Here is a 17,149-nt window from a genome sequence, read left to right on the forward strand (position 1 = left end):
TTTCGTTTATTATTTAATTCCTGAAACATTCATTTTCAAGGTGTAAACTGATTTTGAAGCGGTTATAAACAGAGTAGAGAAATTTTCGCCACCGAAAGTTACATTTGCCGTCCAATTTTCTGGCACAGAAATATGATGAATTTGCACTCCATTTTTATTAAAAACCGTTACTCCTTTTCCAGTTAAATAAAGGTTTCCTCTATTATCTAAAGTCATTCCATCTGAACCTAAATTGCAAAATAATTTTTTATTTGTCAATTTCCCATCTCCTTGAATGTCATACACATAAGTTTTATGAGCATCAATATCAGAAACGTATAATTTTTTCAATTTCTGACTTCCTACAATTCCATTCGGTTGAGTGAAAGTATCTAATTTGGTAATTTTACCATCAGAATTTCTGTAATACAGATTTTTTTCAGGAATTTCTTGTTTAAAATTTTTCCAATAATCTCTTACATATAAAGGGTCTGTAAAGTAAATTCCGTTGTTTTCATCTACCCATAAATCATTAGGACCATTTAATCTTTTGCCTTCAAAACTGGTGGTTAACACTTCTGCTACTCCATCTTCGTTGATTTTCCAAATTTCTCCGTTTTCATCAGAACACGTCAATAAATTTCCTTTTTGGTCAAAAAAAGTTCCATTAGCTCTTCCTGTTTTATCTAGAAATTCTTCAATCTGATTGGTTTTCCAGTTCCAAACGTAAATTTTGTCATTGGGTTGATCTGTAAAATAAACATTTCCAAACGCATCAGAAGCAGGACCTTCTGTAAAACTAAATTGGCTGGAAATAAGCTCTATTTCTGCATTTTTTTGAACCAAATCGTTTGATATTATGGATTTTTTTGAAGAACAATTTACAATCAGTAAGAAAGCAAAGAAAAGTGCAGTGATTTTTTTAAACATGAGATTTAAATTTCTTGGCAAGTTACGATAGCGCTTTAAAACAAAAAAATTTCTATCTTTGAATTTCGATTTTATAGACTATGAAACTCAATTTACCAGACAAATTATACTATTCTATAGGAGAAGTTTCAAAAGCTTTCGGTGTAAATGCTTCCTTAATCAGATATTGGGAGCAAGAATTTCCTATTATAAAACCTAAGAAAAACAAAAAAGGAAACCGTTATTTTACTCCAGAAGACATCAAAAATCTTAAAATCATTTATCATCTCGTAAAAGAAAAGGGTTATACTTTAGACGGCGCCAGAATTGCACTTACTACCAATCAAAAAATCAATGAAACGGTAGAAGTTTTAGACCGTTTAGAATTTGTAAAATCTGAACTTTTGAAACTCAAAAATTCTTTATTAGATAGAGACGAAGCCGTTTAAAAATTTTATTTAGTTTTTTTCTAAAAATTCCTATATTTGGGTAAAACAAACACCATGAAACCCAAATTACCTTTTGAAATAAGAAAAAAACAATTCTATGCTCTCTCTTTACTCGGAATTTTCATTGTCATATTTCAATTAAGCTATCTTGTTTACAAAGGAAAACAAGAAACAAAATTCCCTGAAATTCATTTTACAAATAGCAATGAACCTCAACTTTTTCTTACAGAATTTGACCCAAATCAACTTAATGAAAAGCAATGGGAAAACTTAGGTTTTACTGCCAAACAAGTGAAAACTATTTTAAAATATAAGGAAATTGTTGGCGGTAATTTCACTTCTAAAGAGCAACTGAAAAAGTGCTATTCTATCTCCGAAGAAAAGTTTGCAGAACTAGAACCGTACATTCTTTTACCCGAAGATAATTCTAAAAATTCAAAGAAAAATTTTACAAAATTTGAGCATAAAGAGCTTCAAATTAAAGGTAAATTCAATCCAGACCTATATTCTCAAAAAGATTGGGAAAATCTTGGTTTTTCGGAGAAACAAGCTGCTGCAATCATTAAATACAAGCAATATTTAGGCGGAAGTTTTGTGAGTAAAGAAAAATTTAAAGAATGCTTCATCATCAGTCCTGAAAATTACCAAAAACTCTCTCCTTTCTTGCTTCTTCCAGAAAAAACACCCGAAAATTTTGAAAGAAAATACCAAAATATAGCTTCCGAAAAACCGAAAATTCAATATTTTGAATTTGACCCGAACAGTTTAGATACAAATGGTTGGCAAAAATTAGGTTTTAGCGAAAAACAGGCTTCAGTCATTGTAAATTATAGAGAGCGAAATCTGAAAGGTAGCTTCAAATCATTAGAAGATATTAAAAAATGCTTTGTGATTTCTGAAGAAAAATTTAATGAATTAAAACCTTACATTAAATTGAATTTGATTCAAAAAGCATCAGAAAATACAGCTCAAAACATTCCTGAAAAGGCCAAACCAACCACTGATTTCAGTAAAATAGATTTGAATAAAATAACGTTTCAGCAACTTATAGAATTTGGTTTTGATGAAAAATCTGCTGCAAGTTTCATTGGTTTTAGAAATAAACTGGGTGGTTTTATGAAAAGTAGTCATGTTTTAGAAACGTATAATATTGACAAAAATTTAGCGGAGAAACTTATTAATATCTCTCCGCTAAATAATATGAATGTTCAAAAGTTTAGTTTATTAGATGCTCCCGAAGATTGGTTGAAAAACCATCCTTATTTCAGATATTATGCCAATAAAATCATCTATTACAGAATTAGTTTCCCGAAAGAATCTACCATTTTTGAAAAAATGAAAGCAAAACCCGAAGATGAAGCTAAAATGCGATTGTATCTGAAATAATTACTCTGCAACTTGCGCGGTGAGAAATATTCTCGCCATCTCTTCATTTAAATTATTACAAGAAGTAGAAGCAGCGCCACCATAAGTAATATTAGAATAATTGTTAGACAATTTAGGTAAATTATAAGCATATACTTTTACTACATGACTTCCTACAGGCAGATTTTCAAAGACGCCAGAAACATTGAATTTTTTCCAAAGACAGGTTGCATTGGTAGAATATCCATAAAATTTTCTCACGACTTTTAATTCATTATCTACAAAAATACCTACTGCAAATTGATAAGATGATGCATTGGATGTATTATTAATCTGTGACATACCTTCTACGGTTACTAAATTCATATTAGTGGATTTAGTAATATTAATAGTTGTATAAACGTTTAAATCTGTCCAACCCGTAGTTCCAGAACCAATTGTAAAATTTGGAATAGAAGAAGGGAAATTGGTAATAGTAGTTTTCCCTGAAGAATTAGCAACAAAATTTTTAGTTACATCAATGACTTGTGCGGCGTCTTCTTGTTCATAAATTTTACTCCACTGAGAACCCGAATAGAAATTAAATTTACCTGTACTACTTTTATAAAAAGTCAAACTTTCTGTAGGTTGTGAAATCACATTTTCATTAGCAATTCTAGGCATCAAGAATCCCTTATCATTGTCTGCAATTTGTAAAACAGAGGAATTATCTGGTTCATTGTAAACAGATGAATTGGTAGTTATTAAAACTTGTGAAAAATTATAAATAGAGATAAATAATGCGATAAATAATAAATTTCTTTTCATGACTTAAAATTGATAGGGTTGATTAACAAAAATTGTACCGCTTAACTTAGCTTCATCATCTGAAATATTGGTACAGGATGCAGATGGATTTTTGCCTCCGAAGGTTATACTTAAACCATTTTCGGTAGAAGAAGTAGATCTATTTCTTATTGCAAATTTGAAAACATGTGAACCTACTGCTAGATTAGAAGCAGTAGCATAAATAGTAAATCCTCTATATGTACAAGATTGATCAAAATCTATAGAAATAGGTTTAATATCTACAAGTTTATCATCTATAAAAAAACCAAAACTCGTCACCGCTCTCCCACTAACATTTGCATTATTTGCATGCACCATTCCTGTAATGGTAATGAGCAGTTGATTATTTGCTCTATCAATAGTAATATTTTTAGTAAGATTGGAAATTACAGTCCATGAAGGATTTGCAGTTATGTTTTCACCTATTGTATGATTAGTATCTCCATAAAATTCATTATTAGATTTATAAAAAGTGTATTTATTTTGAGATATTGCAGAATAATATCTAGTATGATTTTTAAGATTATCTACGTTAGTATCACTTACAAAATAATCCCATCTAGTACCATTCCAAAAATAATAACCTTTTTTCCCTAGCAGATTATTATTGGTATTATATACAATTAGAGACTCCTTCGGATTATTAATTATAGAAGTGTCATTTTTACTGAGTAAATTAATATTTGGAAAACTAATTCCCATATTATTACTGTAAATCTCTAATGTAGATGATGGATCTGGAGTTTCAGTATTAATTCCTACTTGAGAAAATAATCCTAAGTAGAAAAATCCTGTGAGTAAAAAAGAGTATAGAGTTTTCATTTTTTTATTTTTCAGAAATTTGAATGTTTAGAATAGATTTATCCATACTACTATTGATATTATTACAAGAAGAAACTTTACTTCCATAAGTAATATACTCTGAAGAACTTCCAAAATTCACTCTACTTGTTGCATATAAAGCAATAGTATGATTTCCTGGCGTTAAATTATTAAGAGTAAAGAATACGTTATAATCATTAAACAAGCAATTTGCTGTTCCATAAATAATAAAGTTTTTCACCCCTGCTAGTTTTCCATCTACAAAAATTCCTATAGCATAAGAAATATAGGTTAAAGAATTACCGGTAGAATTTACTTGTATGATACCACTAGAACTAACTGCAAGATTATTATTAGCAGAAAACACGCTAAAATTCTTTGTTAAACCAGGAATTAATTGCCAATCATGTACAGATGGTAACTCTCCTATAGTATAAGAATTTGCACCATTATAAGAGGTATCCGTAAAAGAAGAAGTAGATACCGCACTTTCGGATCTTGTAATTCCTAATAATTTATAAATATTAGAAGAATCTATGATAGGATTCCATTTATTGTCTTTCCAATAATAAAATCCTTTCCCGGTGTTTATATTATTGTTATAAACAAGTAAAGAATTTGCTGGGTTTAATATAGGTAAAGAAATATTAAGGTCTGTAATATTAACATTAGGTAATAGAACACCTTTATTATTAGAGACGACCTTAAAAACTTCTGAAGGAGTGAACGTTTCTGTCCCTACTCCTACATGCTGTGCATTTACCATAGCAATAAAGAGTATTGCTACAGCAGAATATAGTTTTTTCATCATTTGTGTGTTTGTGATCAGACAAGAAATCTGATGGTGTAAATCTAATGCTTTTTTGAAAAATACACAATACGTAATTCAGCGTAATATAAAAAAGAATAGCTACAATAAATTGTAACTATTCTATAATCAAAACCAATAAAAACAATCTTTATTCTCCTTTATATAAGTCGAAAACTAAGATGTTCAAAACTTTTTTTAATAAGAATTTTAATATTACAAATATCTTTTTTAAATAGTAACTTATCAATACGTTGGATTACGTATTTTTTATAAACAATAAAAAAACCACCCAAAAAATGGATGGTTTTTAAATGATATTTTCAATGAATTATTTTTTTATAAACTTGTAAGAAACCCCGTCAATTGCTATAATATACACTCCGGCTTTATATGAAGAAACATCTATAAAATTTTCATTTACAAAAGCTTTTGGAATAATTTGTAAAAGTTTTCCTGAAATGTCATACACTTCTACTTTTGAAACTTTAGAAAGATTTTTACCTCTTATATAAAGCTTTTCAGAAACTGGATTTGGATAAATTGCAAATGCTAAATCTACTTTTTCAGGTTCATTTGCAGCTAAGAAACTTCCTAATCCTGTTGCATAATTCATTCCATATTCTGTCCATTCAGAAGCAGTAAATGTACTATTAGGATTATTTACATTCGTATTTCTGTAAAGTGATTTATTAGCATTCGTATTAGAAATCCCTCTTGAACCTACAGCATCTACCGTTTCAAATAACATTTCATAATTATTGGTAGAAACAGTTTTTATGGTTTTAGTACCGTAAGAAAGTTCTACATATTGACTTCCCGTAAAGGTTAATGGTGTAGAATTGGTAACAAATTTATATTGATTAACATCTACTCCTGCAAAATTAGATTTAGGATTAATAATCACAATACTTTCACCGTGAGCAATTTTCCCTTCTAATTGATAAGGATCTGATAAATAATAAGATGTAGAACCTTTAAATTCTATATTTAAATAATAGTTACCTAAATTCACATCGTGACCAGTAAGATTAGTAATTTCAATAGCGGTATTGTAAACATCAGAAGTACTACTAGTAGTTCCCTCAATGTATTTGGTAATCATTAAATCTTTAGCAAAATTATCTGATGACAAAGTAGTTGCAGAAATTTGATTGCTATCTGGAGAAAGTAGATACCCTTTATCATAAGCTTTTACAGTCACATTATATGCTGTAGAAGGAGATAATCTATCAATGGTAACCGAATTGGTTTTAGAATATTTTACATAAGTTCCATTTACATAAACTTTATATCCTAATACGTCTATATCTGAACTTGGTGTCCACGAAAGGGTAACAAAATTCTTGCCCAGTTGCGAAATCGACAAATTAGAAGGAGCTTGAGGAGCAACTGCATCTGGTGTTTCACTCCAAATCATATTTACCCATTCTGGATGGTCTATAAAAGGATTTCTTATTTTTTGAATAGAAAATACTGCATTATTTCTATCTCTTTCTTTTTGAGAAACAGGGTCTAATGCATTCCAATCCTTAAGCATAGTAATATACCAATCTTCAAAAGCTTTTTCTTCGCTTCCATCAAGAGGCATAGTAGATATTTGATGATTATAAAGGTTAAGATTTCCTTCGTATCTTACTGCAAAATACAATAAATATCTCGCCACATCTCCTTTGAATTCATCAATAGGTTCAAAAACAGTATTGGTATATCCTGGTGTAGTAGATTTCCCTAGTTTACTACCATTAGTAAATGTTATATTTTCGCCATTATTTCTAGCATAAGGAAAATTACTTCTTCTTTGGTTAATTCTAGCATCAGCAGGAATTAAATAATGCATATCAGAATACATAGGATACATTCCGTAATAAGTACTTTGAGGCATTCCATGTTCCTTATTCCAACCTTCACCTTCAGTTGTTGCAGAACTTATATTCTGTGTTAAATTATAATTATAACTGTCTGCTTCCGTTGGTTTTTCAGAATAAATATCTAAAACGGTATTATCATTTTCATAATATTTATCTAAATCTGTATAAGCATACAGTGGTCCTATTTGACTATAACTGTAAGAAAATATTTTTTGTGAAATAATTTCATGCACTTTACTTTTTAGTGCATAGCCAGTTAATCCTTCAGTTCCGTTATAATAACCAGCAGGAATCTGTGCACAATAACTTATTGGCACGATAAATAAAAATAGTAAAAACTTCTTCATTTCGATTTTATAGGGTCTACAAAGATACTACATTATTTAACATAATAAATAAGTAATAAGAGTTGAAACTGAATATCAAAAGGTTAAAAATTAGCATGATAAATATCTCTTTTTTTAAATTTGATTCAAAAAAATACTTTTACGCCTAAAGTTTTTCAATTATATTTGAGCAAACAAAAATTTATGAATACAGAAATATTAAATAATCTAAAAATGATAGCTGAAACTGCAAGAGATTTTGCAGAAGTAAACATTAGACCTCACATTATGGAATGGGACGAAAGCCAAACTTTCCCTGTAGATTTATTCCATAAATTAGGCGAAATGGGATTCATGGGAATCATCATTCCAGAAGAATACGGAGGTTCTGGATTAGGCTACCATGAATATGTTACCATTTTAGATGAAATTTCACAAGTAGATCCTTCTATTGGTCTTTCTGTAGCTGCTCATAATTCACTTTGCACCAATCATATCTATGAATTTGGAAACGAAGAACAAAGAAAAAAATGGTTGCCAAAATTAGCGAGTGGTCAAGTCATTGGAGCTTGGGGTTTAACCGAACATAATACAGGCTCTGATGCAGGAGGAATGTCTACCACTGCTATAAAAGATGGTGATGAATGGATAATAAATGGTGCTAAAAACTTCATCACCCATGCTATTTCTGGAGATATTGCTGTAGTAATGACCAGAACGGGCGAAAAAGGCGCTCCAAATAATTCTACTGCTTTCGTTCTAGAAAAAGGAATGCCTGGATTTACTTCTGGCAAAAAAGAAAATAAACTCGGAATGCGAGCTTCTGAAACTGCAGAATTGATTTTTGACAATGTAAGAATTCCAGATTCTCATAGATTAGGAGAAGTAGGTGATGGTTTTAAACAAGCTATGAAAATTCTTGATGGAGGTAGAATTTCTATTGCTGCTCTGAGTTTAGGAATTGCAAGAGGTGCATATAAAGCCGCTCTGAAATATGCTCAAGAAAGACATCAATTCGGAAAATCTATTTCTAGTTTCCAAGCAGTAAATTTCATGCTCGCTGATATGGCAACAGAAATTGACGCAGCAGAATTACTCATCCAAAGAGCATCAGAACTTAAAAATAATAAGCAAAAAATGACCAAAGAAGGCGCAATGGCAAAACTTTACGCATCAGAAGCTTGTGTTAGAATCGCGAACAACGCTCTTCAGATTTTTGGTGGCTATGGCTATACTAAAGACTTCCCTGCAGAAAAATACTACAGAGATTCTAAACTTTGTACCATAGGAGAAGGAACTTCTGAAATCCAAAGATTAGTAATTGGTAGAGAAATTACCAGATAAAAACATAAATTCAATGTATCAAGCCATACTTTTTAAGTATGGCTTTTTTATGAATTAAATTTAACACAAATATTAACTTTTTAAAAAATTATTAATTTAATTACTTGCTATTAATTGATATTTACTAGCTTTGTTGTCCTTTTTAAAAAATTAACTATGAAGAAGACACTACTATCTCTTTTTGCTCTTCTTTGTTTTACTTTAATTTTTGGACAAAAAGACAACTTGTGGACACCCGCAAAGAATCTAACCAACAAAGAAATTAAAGCAAACAAAAGATCAATTAGCACACCCACTCTGTTTAATCTAGATGTAGATAAACTGAAACAAATTATTTCGGAATCCCCTAGAAAAACAACCAAACTTTCAAAATCTGCGGTTACCATTTCGTTTCCCATTTCTGAAAGTGAATTTCAAAATTTCAGCATTTATAAAACTTCTAATTTTTCTCCAGAATTAGAAGCTCTACATCCAGAAATCACAACCTATTATGGTGAAAGCATTAATGGAAAATCTGCAAAAATTTACTTCAGCATTTCTCCTCTTGGACTTTCGTCTATGCAGTTAAGACTTGGCAAGGAAGCAGTTTTTGTAGAACCTTATGATAATAACAATTCTACTTATGTAGTATATAAAAAATCAGACAAAGGAATTTCAAAAAATAAATTTGAATGCACTACTTCTGCAAAAAGCTCTACCGATGGGCTAAATATGGGAAGAATCTTAAGTGCAGATGATGGCTTATTGAGAACTTATCGCTTAGCATTATCTTGTACTGGAGAATACACTCAATATTTTGGTGGAACTAAAGCTCTTGCTCTTGCTGCCATGAACAACACCATGACTAGAGTAAATGGTGTTTTCGAGAATGATTTTGCGATAAGATTAGTTCTTATTCCAGAACAGGAAAATATTATATTTACATCTTCATCTACAGACCCTTACTCTAATGCAACTGCTGGAGCAGATGGCGCTTGGAATACAGAATTAATGAATGTATTACATGGTACTACTTACGGAATTGGTGACAGTAAATTTGATATTGGTCACTTATTCGGAGCAAGTGGTGGTGGTGGAAATGCAGGATGTATCGGTTGCGTTTGTAATAACAGCACTACTTATGATGCTACTGAACAATGGTATTTGTATAAAGGTCAAGGATTTACTTCACCAGCAGACAATGTACCTTCTGGTGATAGTTTTGATATAGATTATGTTGCACACGAAATAGGACACCAATTTGGTGGAAACCACACTTTTACAGATTCTGAAGAATACACGATTGCTCAAGTAGAACCTGGAAGTGGCTCTACAATTATGGGATACGCAGGTATCACTACAGAAGATGTACAAGCGCATTCAGATCCTTATTTTCATGCTGTATCTATTCAACAAATTACAGAATATGTAAAAAGTACAAGTGGAAGCTGCTCGGTAAATACTCCTACTGGAAATAATGCTCCTACTGCAAATGCTGGAGCTGATTTTACCATTCCGAAAAGTACTCCTTTTATGCTAACAGGTAGTGCTTCTGACTCAAACGGAGATGCACTTACCTATACATGGGAACAGATGGATGTTCAAAACTCTACAATTTCTAACCCGTCGGCAACTAAAACTACTGGCCCAGCTTTTAGATCTTACAGTCCTACAACATCTCCTGTTAGATATTTCCCTAAAATGAGCTCCGTTCTAAATGGCGCAACTACAACTGCTGGTTTAGAACTTAACGTAGAAGTTCTACCATCTGTAAGCAGAACTTTAAAATTTAGATTTACAGCGAGAGATAATAAAGCTAATGGCGCAGGAAATGCTTACGATGACATGGTAGTCACTGTAAATTCTAGTTATGGTCCATTAACGGTAACCTCACAGAACGCTGCAGGGATTTCTTATCCTCAAGGTTCAAGTCAAAATGTAACTTGGAATGTAGCCAACACGAATACGCTTGCTGCAAATGTAGACATATTACTTTCTACAGACTCAGGAAACACTTGGTCTACTTTAATTACTGGAACTCCAAATGATGGTACACAAAGTGTTACCATTCCTAATATTACAAGTAATACCTGTAGATTTATGGTAAAAGCATCTGGAAATATTTTTTTCAATGTAAACACTGCTAACTTTTCTATTACTGCACCAGACACTGAAGTTCCTACAGCTCCTACATTATCTGCAAACAATACAACCTCTACTAAGACTACATTATCTTGGACAGGAGCTACTGACAACGTAGCATTGGCTAGTTATGACATTTACAAAGATGGAACTTTTGTTGCAAATTCTACCACTTCTCCTTACACAGTAACAGGATTATCTGCTTCTACAAGTTATGTTTTCACAGTAAAAGCAAAAGATGCTTCTAATAATATTTCTGTAAGCAGCAACGCTGTTACAGTTACGACACTAGCTCCAGATACAGAGGCTCCTACAGCTCCTTCACTGTCAGCTTCTGGAACTACAAATGTTTCTACAACTTTAACATTTACAGGAGCTACTGATAATATTGGCGTAACCGCTTATGAAATTTACAAAGATGGAGCGTTAATCGCTACCGTAAATAACTCACCTTACACAGTAAATGGACTTAGCGCATCTACTACTTATATTTTTACCGTAAAAGCAAAAGATGATGCAGGAAATGTTTCTCTATTAAGCAATGCAGTTTATGTAACCACTTTAGCTGCTCCTGCCGCTACAGAACTTTACATTTCAGAATATTACGAAGGTACAAGCAATAATAAAGTATTAGAAATTACCAATCCTACTCTTTCTGCAATTTCTTTAAGTGGATATTCTATCAAAAAGCAATCAAATGGATCTGGAGCTTGGAGTTTTGAGTTAAATTTATCAGGAACCATAAATCCTAAATCTACATTTTTACTTAAAAATTCTTTATCTTCATTATCTTCATGTACGTTTACAGCACAAAGCGTTGTAGGGGCTCCAATAGATTTCAACGGAGATGATCCAGTTGCTTTATTTAAAAATGGAACTTTAATAGACGTAGTAGGTACATTTAACGGAACTACTAATTTTGCAAAAGACACGGATTTAAGAAGAAATGTAATTATTCCCAATCCAGTATATACTCCATCAGAATGGGACGTTCTTGCTATTACAACTACAGTTCCTAATTGTGATAATCTTGGAATTGCAAATCCTGCAAGTGCACTAGGCGTGAAAGACACTACATTAAATCCTACAGATGTAGTGATTCTTCCAAATCCTGTAAAAGGAGATGTAATGATGGTGAAAAACGTTAAAAACAATTCTAACTACGAAATCATTGATTTCTCTGGAAAATTAGTTCAAAAAGGAAAACTTACAAATGACACCATTCATGTAAATGGTCTTCCAAAAGGCAATTATATCCTAAAAATAGAGCAAGTTTCTAAGATTTTCATCAAAGAATAAAATCATTCATTAAATTTAATCATAAAGGCAACTAAAATTTAGTTGCCTTTATTTATTTATCGATTTTAAATTATACTTTTGTCAAAAATTAAGAGAAAACTATGGATTTTAACATGCCTCATTTTGAACTTCCTTTTTTCACCAATTTGCTTATTCTGTTAGTGGTAGCAAAAGTTTTTGGTGAAATTTTTGAAAGATTCAAACAACCTGCTATGATTGGCGAAATTATAGCCGGAATTATTGTAGGTCCTTCACTTTTAAACATTGTTCACAGAACAGAAGACATCAAAGTCATTTCAGAATTGGGAATTTTCCTTTTAGTGATTATTGCCGGATTGGAAATCAACTTAGATGACATTTTAAAATCTTTAAAAGGCAGAAATATCATCATTTCATTGATGGCGTTTTTTGTACCAATTCTAAGTGGAATTGCCGTAGGTTATTATTTTGACAAAGACATCATGACCACCGTATTTATAGGATTATGCGTAGCCATCACTGCATTACCTGTAAGTATTAGAATTTTAATGGATTTAGGCAAAATCAACTCTTATATTGGTCAAAAAATCATATCGGTTGCCATTTTTGATGATGTCATTGCACTTACCATTTTAGGTCTTATTTTGAATATTAATGATAGTGAAATGACCCTTTCTAATGTAGTGAAAAATGCTTCAATTTCTCTATTAAAACTAACCATTTTTGTAGTGATTTTATTCGCTGCTTATTATTTAATTAAGAAATTGTCTAATCGAGAGAATTACTTCGAAAGACAATTGAATAAATTACTGCTTTTATTAAAAGGAAAAGAATCACTTTATGCTATATTTTTCGTTTTTGTACTTACTTTTTCTACCATTACAGAATCTTTAGGACTTCATTTTATCATCGGAGCATTTTTTGCAGCGATGCTCATCAGCGAAAATTTAGTAGGCAAAAAACATTTAGATTCCTTTCATAAAACAACAAATGGTTTAGCAATGGGATTTTTGGCGCCAATTTTCTTTGCAGGAATTGGCTTAGAATTTAATGTGACTTCTATTCAAAACATTGGACTTTTACTCACCGTAATTGCCGTTTCATATTTTTCTAAAATTTTTGGAGGCTATTTTGGAGGAAGAATGGCTGGTTTAGACAGCAAAAATTCACTTACACTTGGGATTGGTCTCAATGCAAGGGGAATCATGGAATTAGTGATTGCAAATATTGCTTACAAAGCAGGACTCATTAACGCTGAAGTATTCTCCATTCTAGTAATTATGGGAGTTCTCACCACTCTTTCTACTCCAATTATGCTTAAAAGAAGTTTTAAATTAATAGATAAAAAATCATAAAAATTAAATGGAAAAAATAGACAGTTTAAACCAAGTTGCAGAATTTCACAGAACTTTTAACGCACCTATTTTAGAAAATCCACAGATTCCTTCTGCAGAAAGATGCAACCTAAGAATAGCTTTACTTCAGGAAGAATTAAACGAACTGAAACAAGCCATTGAAGACCAAGACATCGTAGAAATTGCAGATGCACTTTGTGATTTACAATATGTACTTTCTGGCGCAGTTCTTGAATTTGGTTTAGGCGAAAAATTTGTAGATTTGTTTAATGAAGTACAGCGTTCTAACATGTCAAAAGCTTGTGAAACAGAAGAACAAGCCCAAGAAACCGTAGAATATTACACTTCAAGAGGAGAAGATGCTTATTACGAAAAATCTGGAGATAAATATAATGTACACAGAGTTTCAGACAATAAAGTTCTTAAAAATAAGTACTATTCTAGTGCAAATCTCAAAAGTATATTAGAAAAATAAACACATAATTTTGAAAAAAAATGAAAAAAATAATCACATTAATCATTTTAGGTATGGCACTTAATTCTTGCGCTCAAAAAGTAATCATCAATAGAGAAATTGATACTCCAGAATACGGAAAAATGCTTCTAGGAAACCAATCTTTAGACCAATTTCAAAAAGAACCTTATAAAGCTTGGTATGACGAAAATTACACCATCTATCCTATCGATAAAACCGCTCTTGAAGGTTTGAAAAAAGAAAAAATCAATTCATATAATATCATTGTATTTCTAGGAACTTGGTGCGGAGACAGCAAAAGAAATTTCCCTAGATTGATAAAAATTTTAGAAGAAACCAAATTCCCTGAAAGCAAACTCCAAATCATCGGGGTAAACAGACAGAAACAAGCTCCAGATGGTGAAGAAGTAAAATATAACATTACGCACGTTCCTACCATCATTCTAGAAAAATATGGCAAGGAAATTGGTAGAATAACTGAAGAACCAGAAACTGGTTTTATTGAAAAAGATTTATTGAACATTATCAAAAAATAATGAATTATATTAAACAAATCATTGGTTTTACCTTAGGTGTAATCCTTACTTTATTGCTCGTTTATTTTTTTAGAAACATTGGCAAAAATGATGACCAAGTTTCTACTGATTACTATGTGCTCACCAACCAAATTTCTAAAATGAATAAAATGGTGGTGATAGAACAAGATTTTTCAAACTTGCAAAAAACCAAAATCACCAATCAACTTTTCGGAATCAAAGGTTTACCTTCTAGTGAAAAAGAAATCGTGATTTTCACCAAAGCAAAAGCACAAGTAACTTATGATTTGAAGAAAATGAAAATCGAGGTAGATTCTACTGATAAAAAACTGATTATCAAAGAAATCCCAAATGCGGACATCAAGATTTTTACTGATGCAGAAATCACTTCGCTTGACGATTCATTTTTCGACCGTTTTTCCGAAGAAGATTTCAAAAGAATCACCAATAATGCTAGAAAAAACGCCGAAAAAACCGTTGACCAAACCAAACTGCGAAACGAAGGCAGAAAACAATTGCTACAAAACTTAAATGATATTTTCGTTCTTGCCAAAGCTTTGAAATACGAAGTGGTAGATGATACCAATACCTTTGATTTATCTAAATTATAATACCAAGACGCTTTAAAAGGCGTCTTTTTTATAATATTTCCTTGAAATTATGTAATCTTTTATCTTAATAATTGAGTGAATTTTGCTTTATAAAATTATGAATTATGAAAAAGCAAAATTTTACAAAAAAGGTGAAAAATAATGCCGAAAATACTAAGCAAAACCAAGATTTTCCTAATGTTCCGCAAACACCAAAATCCGAAGGGACTTCTCAAATTAATAAAAATCAAATAAAAAAAGGATCAGAAGCTAATCCTGACGGCAGAACAGAGAATACAGAAAAACACAAAAGCGAAGAATAAATCCTTCGCTCTTGCAACAAATAACAATAATTCTAAAGTCTTTCAATAATTAGACAATTGTAGATTTACCAAGTTTTACATTCTCAAAATTGTAATAAGAATTTTCTGAAAACTTAATATAATCTACTATAAAATCTCCTACCTCACTGGTAGAATAATTTTGTTCTTTATTCAGGTCTTCTGTCACATATCTATGATCAATGGCGTGTTCTACCGCTTCTCTCAATTTGTTTGCCGCCACATCTAATTTTAAATAATCTAATAACATTGCAGCGCTCAAAATAGATGCAATAGGATTGGCAATTCCTTTTCCTTTTGCCTGAGGATAAGACCCGTGAATTGGCTCGAAAAGGGCATTATCATTACCAATAGAAGCTGAAGGAAGCAAACCAATAGAACCACCAATTACACTGGCTTCATCAGAAATAATATCTCCAAACATATTTTCGGTAAGAATTACATCAAATTGTTTCGGATTAAGAATCATTTGCATAGCAGCATTATCTACAAACAAAAATTCTAATGTAACATCTGGATAATCTTTGGCAATATCTTGCACCACTTTTCTCCAAAGTCTAGAAGTGTCCAAAACATTAGCTTTATCTATCAAAGTTAATTTTTTTCTTCTTTTTTGAGCATCTTGAAATGCCAAATGTGCAATCTGAACAATTTCGTCTTTGTTGTATTTACAAATATCATACGCAAATTCTCCGTTTTCGTCTGTAAATTTTTCGCCAAAATAAATCCCGCTAATCAATTCTCTATAGATTTGAATATCTGTTCCATCTACAATTTCTTTTTTCAACGGACTTTTCTTGGTAATAGAAGAATACGTCTTAATCGGACGAATATTGGCAAAAAGTCCCAATTCTTTTCTTAATTTCAACAAACCTTGCTCTGGTCTCACCTTCGCATCAGGATTATTATCAAAATAAGGGTCACCAATTGCTCCAAAAAGTACAGCATCAGCATTTTTACAAACAGTTAAGGTTTCTTCTGGCAAAGGATTTCCTGTTTCAAAAATAGCTTCTGCTCCCATTTTAGCATATTCAAATTCAAATTTATATTGAAATGCTTGTGCAATTACATTCAAAACTTTTACACTTTCTGCGGTTACTTCTGGACCTATTCCATCACCAGGAAGAACTGCTATTTTATAACTATTGCTCATATACTTTTTGTGTTTCTTGTTCAAATTTTTCTATTTCTGCTTTCTTACTAATAAGGAAATCGATATCGTCATAACCATTCATCAGACAGATTTTTTTGTAAGCATCTAGCTCAAATGTTTCAGATTTTCCGTTAAAACTAATGCTTTGTTCTTCTACATTTACCGTAATTTCAGTTTCAGGATTTTCTGTAATGGTTGATAATAAATCTTTCAAAAATTCATCAGAAACTTTTACAGGAAGCAAACCATTATTGAGTGCATTTCCTCTAAAAATATCTGCGAAATAACTAGAAACCACTACTTTAAAACCATAATCCGTCAAAGCCCAAGCTGCGTGTTCTCTACTACTTCCACAACCGAAATTGTTTCCTGCAACTAATATTTCACCACTGTATTTTGGATTATTCAATACAAAATCTGAAATCGGTTCATTGGTTTGAGAATTATATCTCCAATCTCTGAAAAGATTATTTCCAAAGCCTTCTTTGTTGATACTTTTCAAAAATCTAGCAGGAATAATCTGATCGGTATCTATATTTTCAGCAGGCAAAGGCACTGCTTTTGATTGTAATAAAACTAATTTTTGCATAATTTAAAAT

Annotated in this window: 16 protein-coding genes; 9 read left to right on the forward strand and 7 right to left on the reverse strand. The window is 31.5% G+C overall.

What is annotated here, in order from left to right:
- Nucleotides 1–9: 9 nt before the first annotated feature.
- Complete coding sequence (locus EB819_RS05610; RefSeq protein ID WP_069799333.1) at nucleotides 10–909, reverse strand: SMP-30/gluconolactonase/LRE family protein; 900 nt, start codon at nucleotides 907–909, stop codon at nucleotides 10–12.
- Nucleotides 910–989: 80 nt separating this feature from the next.
- Between EB819_RS05610 and EB819_RS05615 the strand changes: the two genes are divergently transcribed.
- Entirely contained in the window at nucleotides 990–1,337 is a 348-nt protein-coding gene (locus tag EB819_RS05615) for a MerR family transcriptional regulator (protein WP_069799204.1), read from the forward strand.
- Between the two features lie 54 nt (nucleotides 1,338–1,391).
- A complete protein-coding gene (locus EB819_RS05620; protein ID WP_069799202.1) occupies nucleotides 1,392–2,723 on the forward strand; it encodes a ComEA family DNA-binding protein in 1,332 nt (443 codons plus the stop codon).
- Here EB819_RS05620 and EB819_RS05625 read toward each other — a convergent pair whose 3' ends face one another.
- The 4 genes from EB819_RS05625 to EB819_RS05640 form a co-directional block, all read right to left on the reverse strand.
- Entirely contained in the window at nucleotides 2,724–3,509 is a 786-nt protein-coding gene (locus tag EB819_RS05625; RefSeq protein ID WP_069799200.1) for a phage tail-like protein, read from the reverse strand.
- A gap of 3 nt (nucleotides 3,510–3,512) precedes the next feature.
- Nucleotides 3,513–4,352 (reverse strand): phage tail-like protein, encoded by an 840-nt coding sequence (locus EB819_RS05630; RefSeq protein WP_069799198.1) that lies wholly within the window; start codon nucleotides 4,350–4,352, stop codon nucleotides 3,513–3,515.
- 4 nt (nucleotides 4,353–4,356) lie between these two features.
- Complete coding sequence (locus EB819_RS05635) at nucleotides 4,357–5,163, reverse strand: phage tail-like protein (protein WP_069799196.1); 807 nt, start codon at nucleotides 5,161–5,163, stop codon at nucleotides 4,357–4,359.
- Between the two features lie 328 nt (nucleotides 5,164–5,491).
- Nucleotides 5,492–7,378: an endonuclease gene (locus EB819_RS05640; RefSeq protein WP_069799194.1), complete on the reverse strand. Its 1,887-nt coding sequence runs from the start codon at nucleotides 7,376–7,378 to the stop codon at nucleotides 5,492–5,494.
- A 183-nt stretch (nucleotides 7,379–7,561) separates the two neighbouring features.
- Here EB819_RS05640 and EB819_RS05645 point away from each other — a divergent pair, with 183 nt between their 5' ends.
- The 7 genes from EB819_RS05645 to EB819_RS05675 all read left to right on the forward strand — a co-directional run bounded on the left by EB819_RS05645 (nucleotide 7,562) and on the right by EB819_RS05675 (nucleotide 15,379).
- Nucleotides 7,562–8,701: an acyl-CoA dehydrogenase family protein gene (locus EB819_RS05645; RefSeq protein WP_069799331.1), complete on the forward strand. Its 1,140-nt coding sequence runs from the start codon at nucleotides 7,562–7,564 to the stop codon at nucleotides 8,699–8,701.
- Nucleotides 8,702–8,857: 156 nt separating this feature from the next.
- On the forward strand, nucleotides 8,858–12,121 hold the full coding sequence (locus tag EB819_RS05650) for a reprolysin-like metallopeptidase (protein WP_069799192.1): 3,264 nt from the start codon (nucleotides 8,858–8,860) through the stop codon (nucleotides 12,119–12,121).
- A gap of 101 nt (nucleotides 12,122–12,222) precedes the next feature.
- Nucleotides 12,223–13,455 (forward strand): cation:proton antiporter, encoded by a 1,233-nt coding sequence (locus tag EB819_RS05655; protein ID WP_083250179.1) that lies wholly within the window; start codon nucleotides 12,223–12,225, stop codon nucleotides 13,453–13,455.
- 7 nt (nucleotides 13,456–13,462) lie between these two features.
- On the forward strand, nucleotides 13,463–13,930 hold the full coding sequence (locus tag EB819_RS05660; RefSeq protein ID WP_069799189.1) for a pyrophosphohydrolase domain-containing protein: 468 nt from the start codon (nucleotides 13,463–13,465) through the stop codon (nucleotides 13,928–13,930).
- A gap of 20 nt (nucleotides 13,931–13,950) precedes the next feature.
- Nucleotides 13,951–14,466 carry a TlpA family protein disulfide reductase gene (locus EB819_RS05665; protein WP_069799187.1) on the forward strand — a complete coding sequence of 172 codons (516 nt, stop codon included), beginning with the start codon at nucleotides 13,951–13,953 and terminating at the stop codon, nucleotides 14,464–14,466.
- A complete protein-coding gene (locus EB819_RS05670) occupies nucleotides 14,466–15,077 on the forward strand; it encodes a DUF4230 domain-containing protein (RefSeq protein WP_069799184.1) in 612 nt (203 codons plus the stop codon). Before EB819_RS05665 ends, EB819_RS05670 begins: the two co-directional genes overlap by 1 nt.
- Before the next feature lie 104 nt (nucleotides 15,078–15,181).
- The gene (locus EB819_RS05675) at nucleotides 15,182–15,379 is read left to right on the forward strand and encodes a hypothetical protein (RefSeq protein ID WP_069799182.1); all 198 of its coding nucleotides are present in this window, start codon (nucleotides 15,182–15,184) and stop codon (nucleotides 15,377–15,379) included.
- 49 nt (nucleotides 15,380–15,428) lie between these two features.
- On the opposite strand, the gene leuB is transcribed toward EB819_RS05675, so the two are convergent.
- Entirely contained in the window at nucleotides 15,429–16,550 is a 1,122-nt protein-coding gene (leuB, locus tag EB819_RS05680; RefSeq protein ID WP_069799180.1) for a 3-isopropylmalate dehydrogenase, read from the reverse strand.
- Nucleotides 16,540–17,139, reverse strand: a complete 600-nt coding sequence (leuD, locus tag EB819_RS05685; RefSeq protein WP_069799177.1) for a 3-isopropylmalate dehydratase small subunit — start codon at nucleotides 17,137–17,139, stop codon at nucleotides 16,540–16,542. Before leuD ends, leuB begins: the two co-directional genes overlap by 11 nt.
- Nucleotides 17,140–17,149 lie beyond the last annotated feature (10 nt).

The sequence above is a fragment of the Cloacibacterium normanense genome (genome assembly GCF_003860565.1).
Classification (GTDB): Bacteria; Bacteroidota; Bacteroidia; order Flavobacteriales; family Weeksellaceae; genus Cloacibacterium; species Cloacibacterium normanense.

Bases quoted from the DNA above. Each gene is read 5' to 3' on its own strand.
- EB819_RS05650 (WP_069799192.1), top strand. From the start codon at position 8,858: ATGAAGAAGACACTACTATCTCTTTTTGCTCTTCTTTGTTTTACTTTA.
- EB819_RS05675 (WP_069799182.1), top strand. From the start codon at position 15,182: ATGAAAAAGCAAAATTTTACAAAAAAGGTGAAAAATAATGCCGAAAAT.
- EB819_RS05640 (WP_069799194.1), bottom strand. From the start codon at position 7,378: ATGAAGAAGTTTTTACTATTTTTATTTATCGTGCCAATAAGTTATTGT.
- EB819_RS05645 (WP_069799331.1), top strand. From the start codon at position 7,562: ATGAATACAGAAATATTAAATAATCTAAAAATGATAGCTGAAACTGCA.
- leuB (WP_069799180.1), bottom strand. From the start codon at position 16,550: ATGAGCAATAGTTATAAAATAGCAGTTCTTCCTGGTGATGGAATAGGT.
- leuD (WP_069799177.1), bottom strand. From the start codon at position 17,139: ATGCAAAAATTAGTTTTATTACAATCAAAAGCAGTGCCTTTGCCTGCT.
- EB819_RS05610 (WP_069799333.1), bottom strand. From the start codon at position 909: ATGTTTAAAAAAATCACTGCACTTTTCTTTGCTTTCTTACTGATTGTA.
- EB819_RS05660 (WP_069799189.1), top strand. From the start codon at position 13,463: ATGGAAAAAATAGACAGTTTAAACCAAGTTGCAGAATTTCACAGAACT.
- EB819_RS05625 (WP_069799200.1), bottom strand. From the start codon at position 3,509: ATGAAAAGAAATTTATTATTTATCGCATTATTTATCTCTATTTATAAT.
- EB819_RS05655 (WP_083250179.1), top strand. From the start codon at position 12,223: ATGGATTTTAACATGCCTCATTTTGAACTTCCTTTTTTCACCAATTTG.
- EB819_RS05665 (WP_069799187.1), top strand. From the start codon at position 13,951: ATGAAAAAAATAATCACATTAATCATTTTAGGTATGGCACTTAATTCT.
- EB819_RS05635 (WP_069799196.1), bottom strand. From the start codon at position 5,163: ATGATGAAAAAACTATATTCTGCTGTAGCAATACTCTTTATTGCTATG.
- EB819_RS05670 (WP_069799184.1), top strand. From the start codon at position 14,466: ATGAATTATATTAAACAAATCATTGGTTTTACCTTAGGTGTAATCCTT.
- EB819_RS05620 (WP_069799202.1), top strand. From the start codon at position 1,392: ATGAAACCCAAATTACCTTTTGAAATAAGAAAAAAACAATTCTATGCT.
- EB819_RS05630 (WP_069799198.1), bottom strand. From the start codon at position 4,352: ATGAAAACTCTATACTCTTTTTTACTCACAGGATTTTTCTACTTAGGA.
- EB819_RS05615 (WP_069799204.1), top strand. From the start codon at position 990: ATGAAACTCAATTTACCAGACAAATTATACTATTCTATAGGAGAAGTT.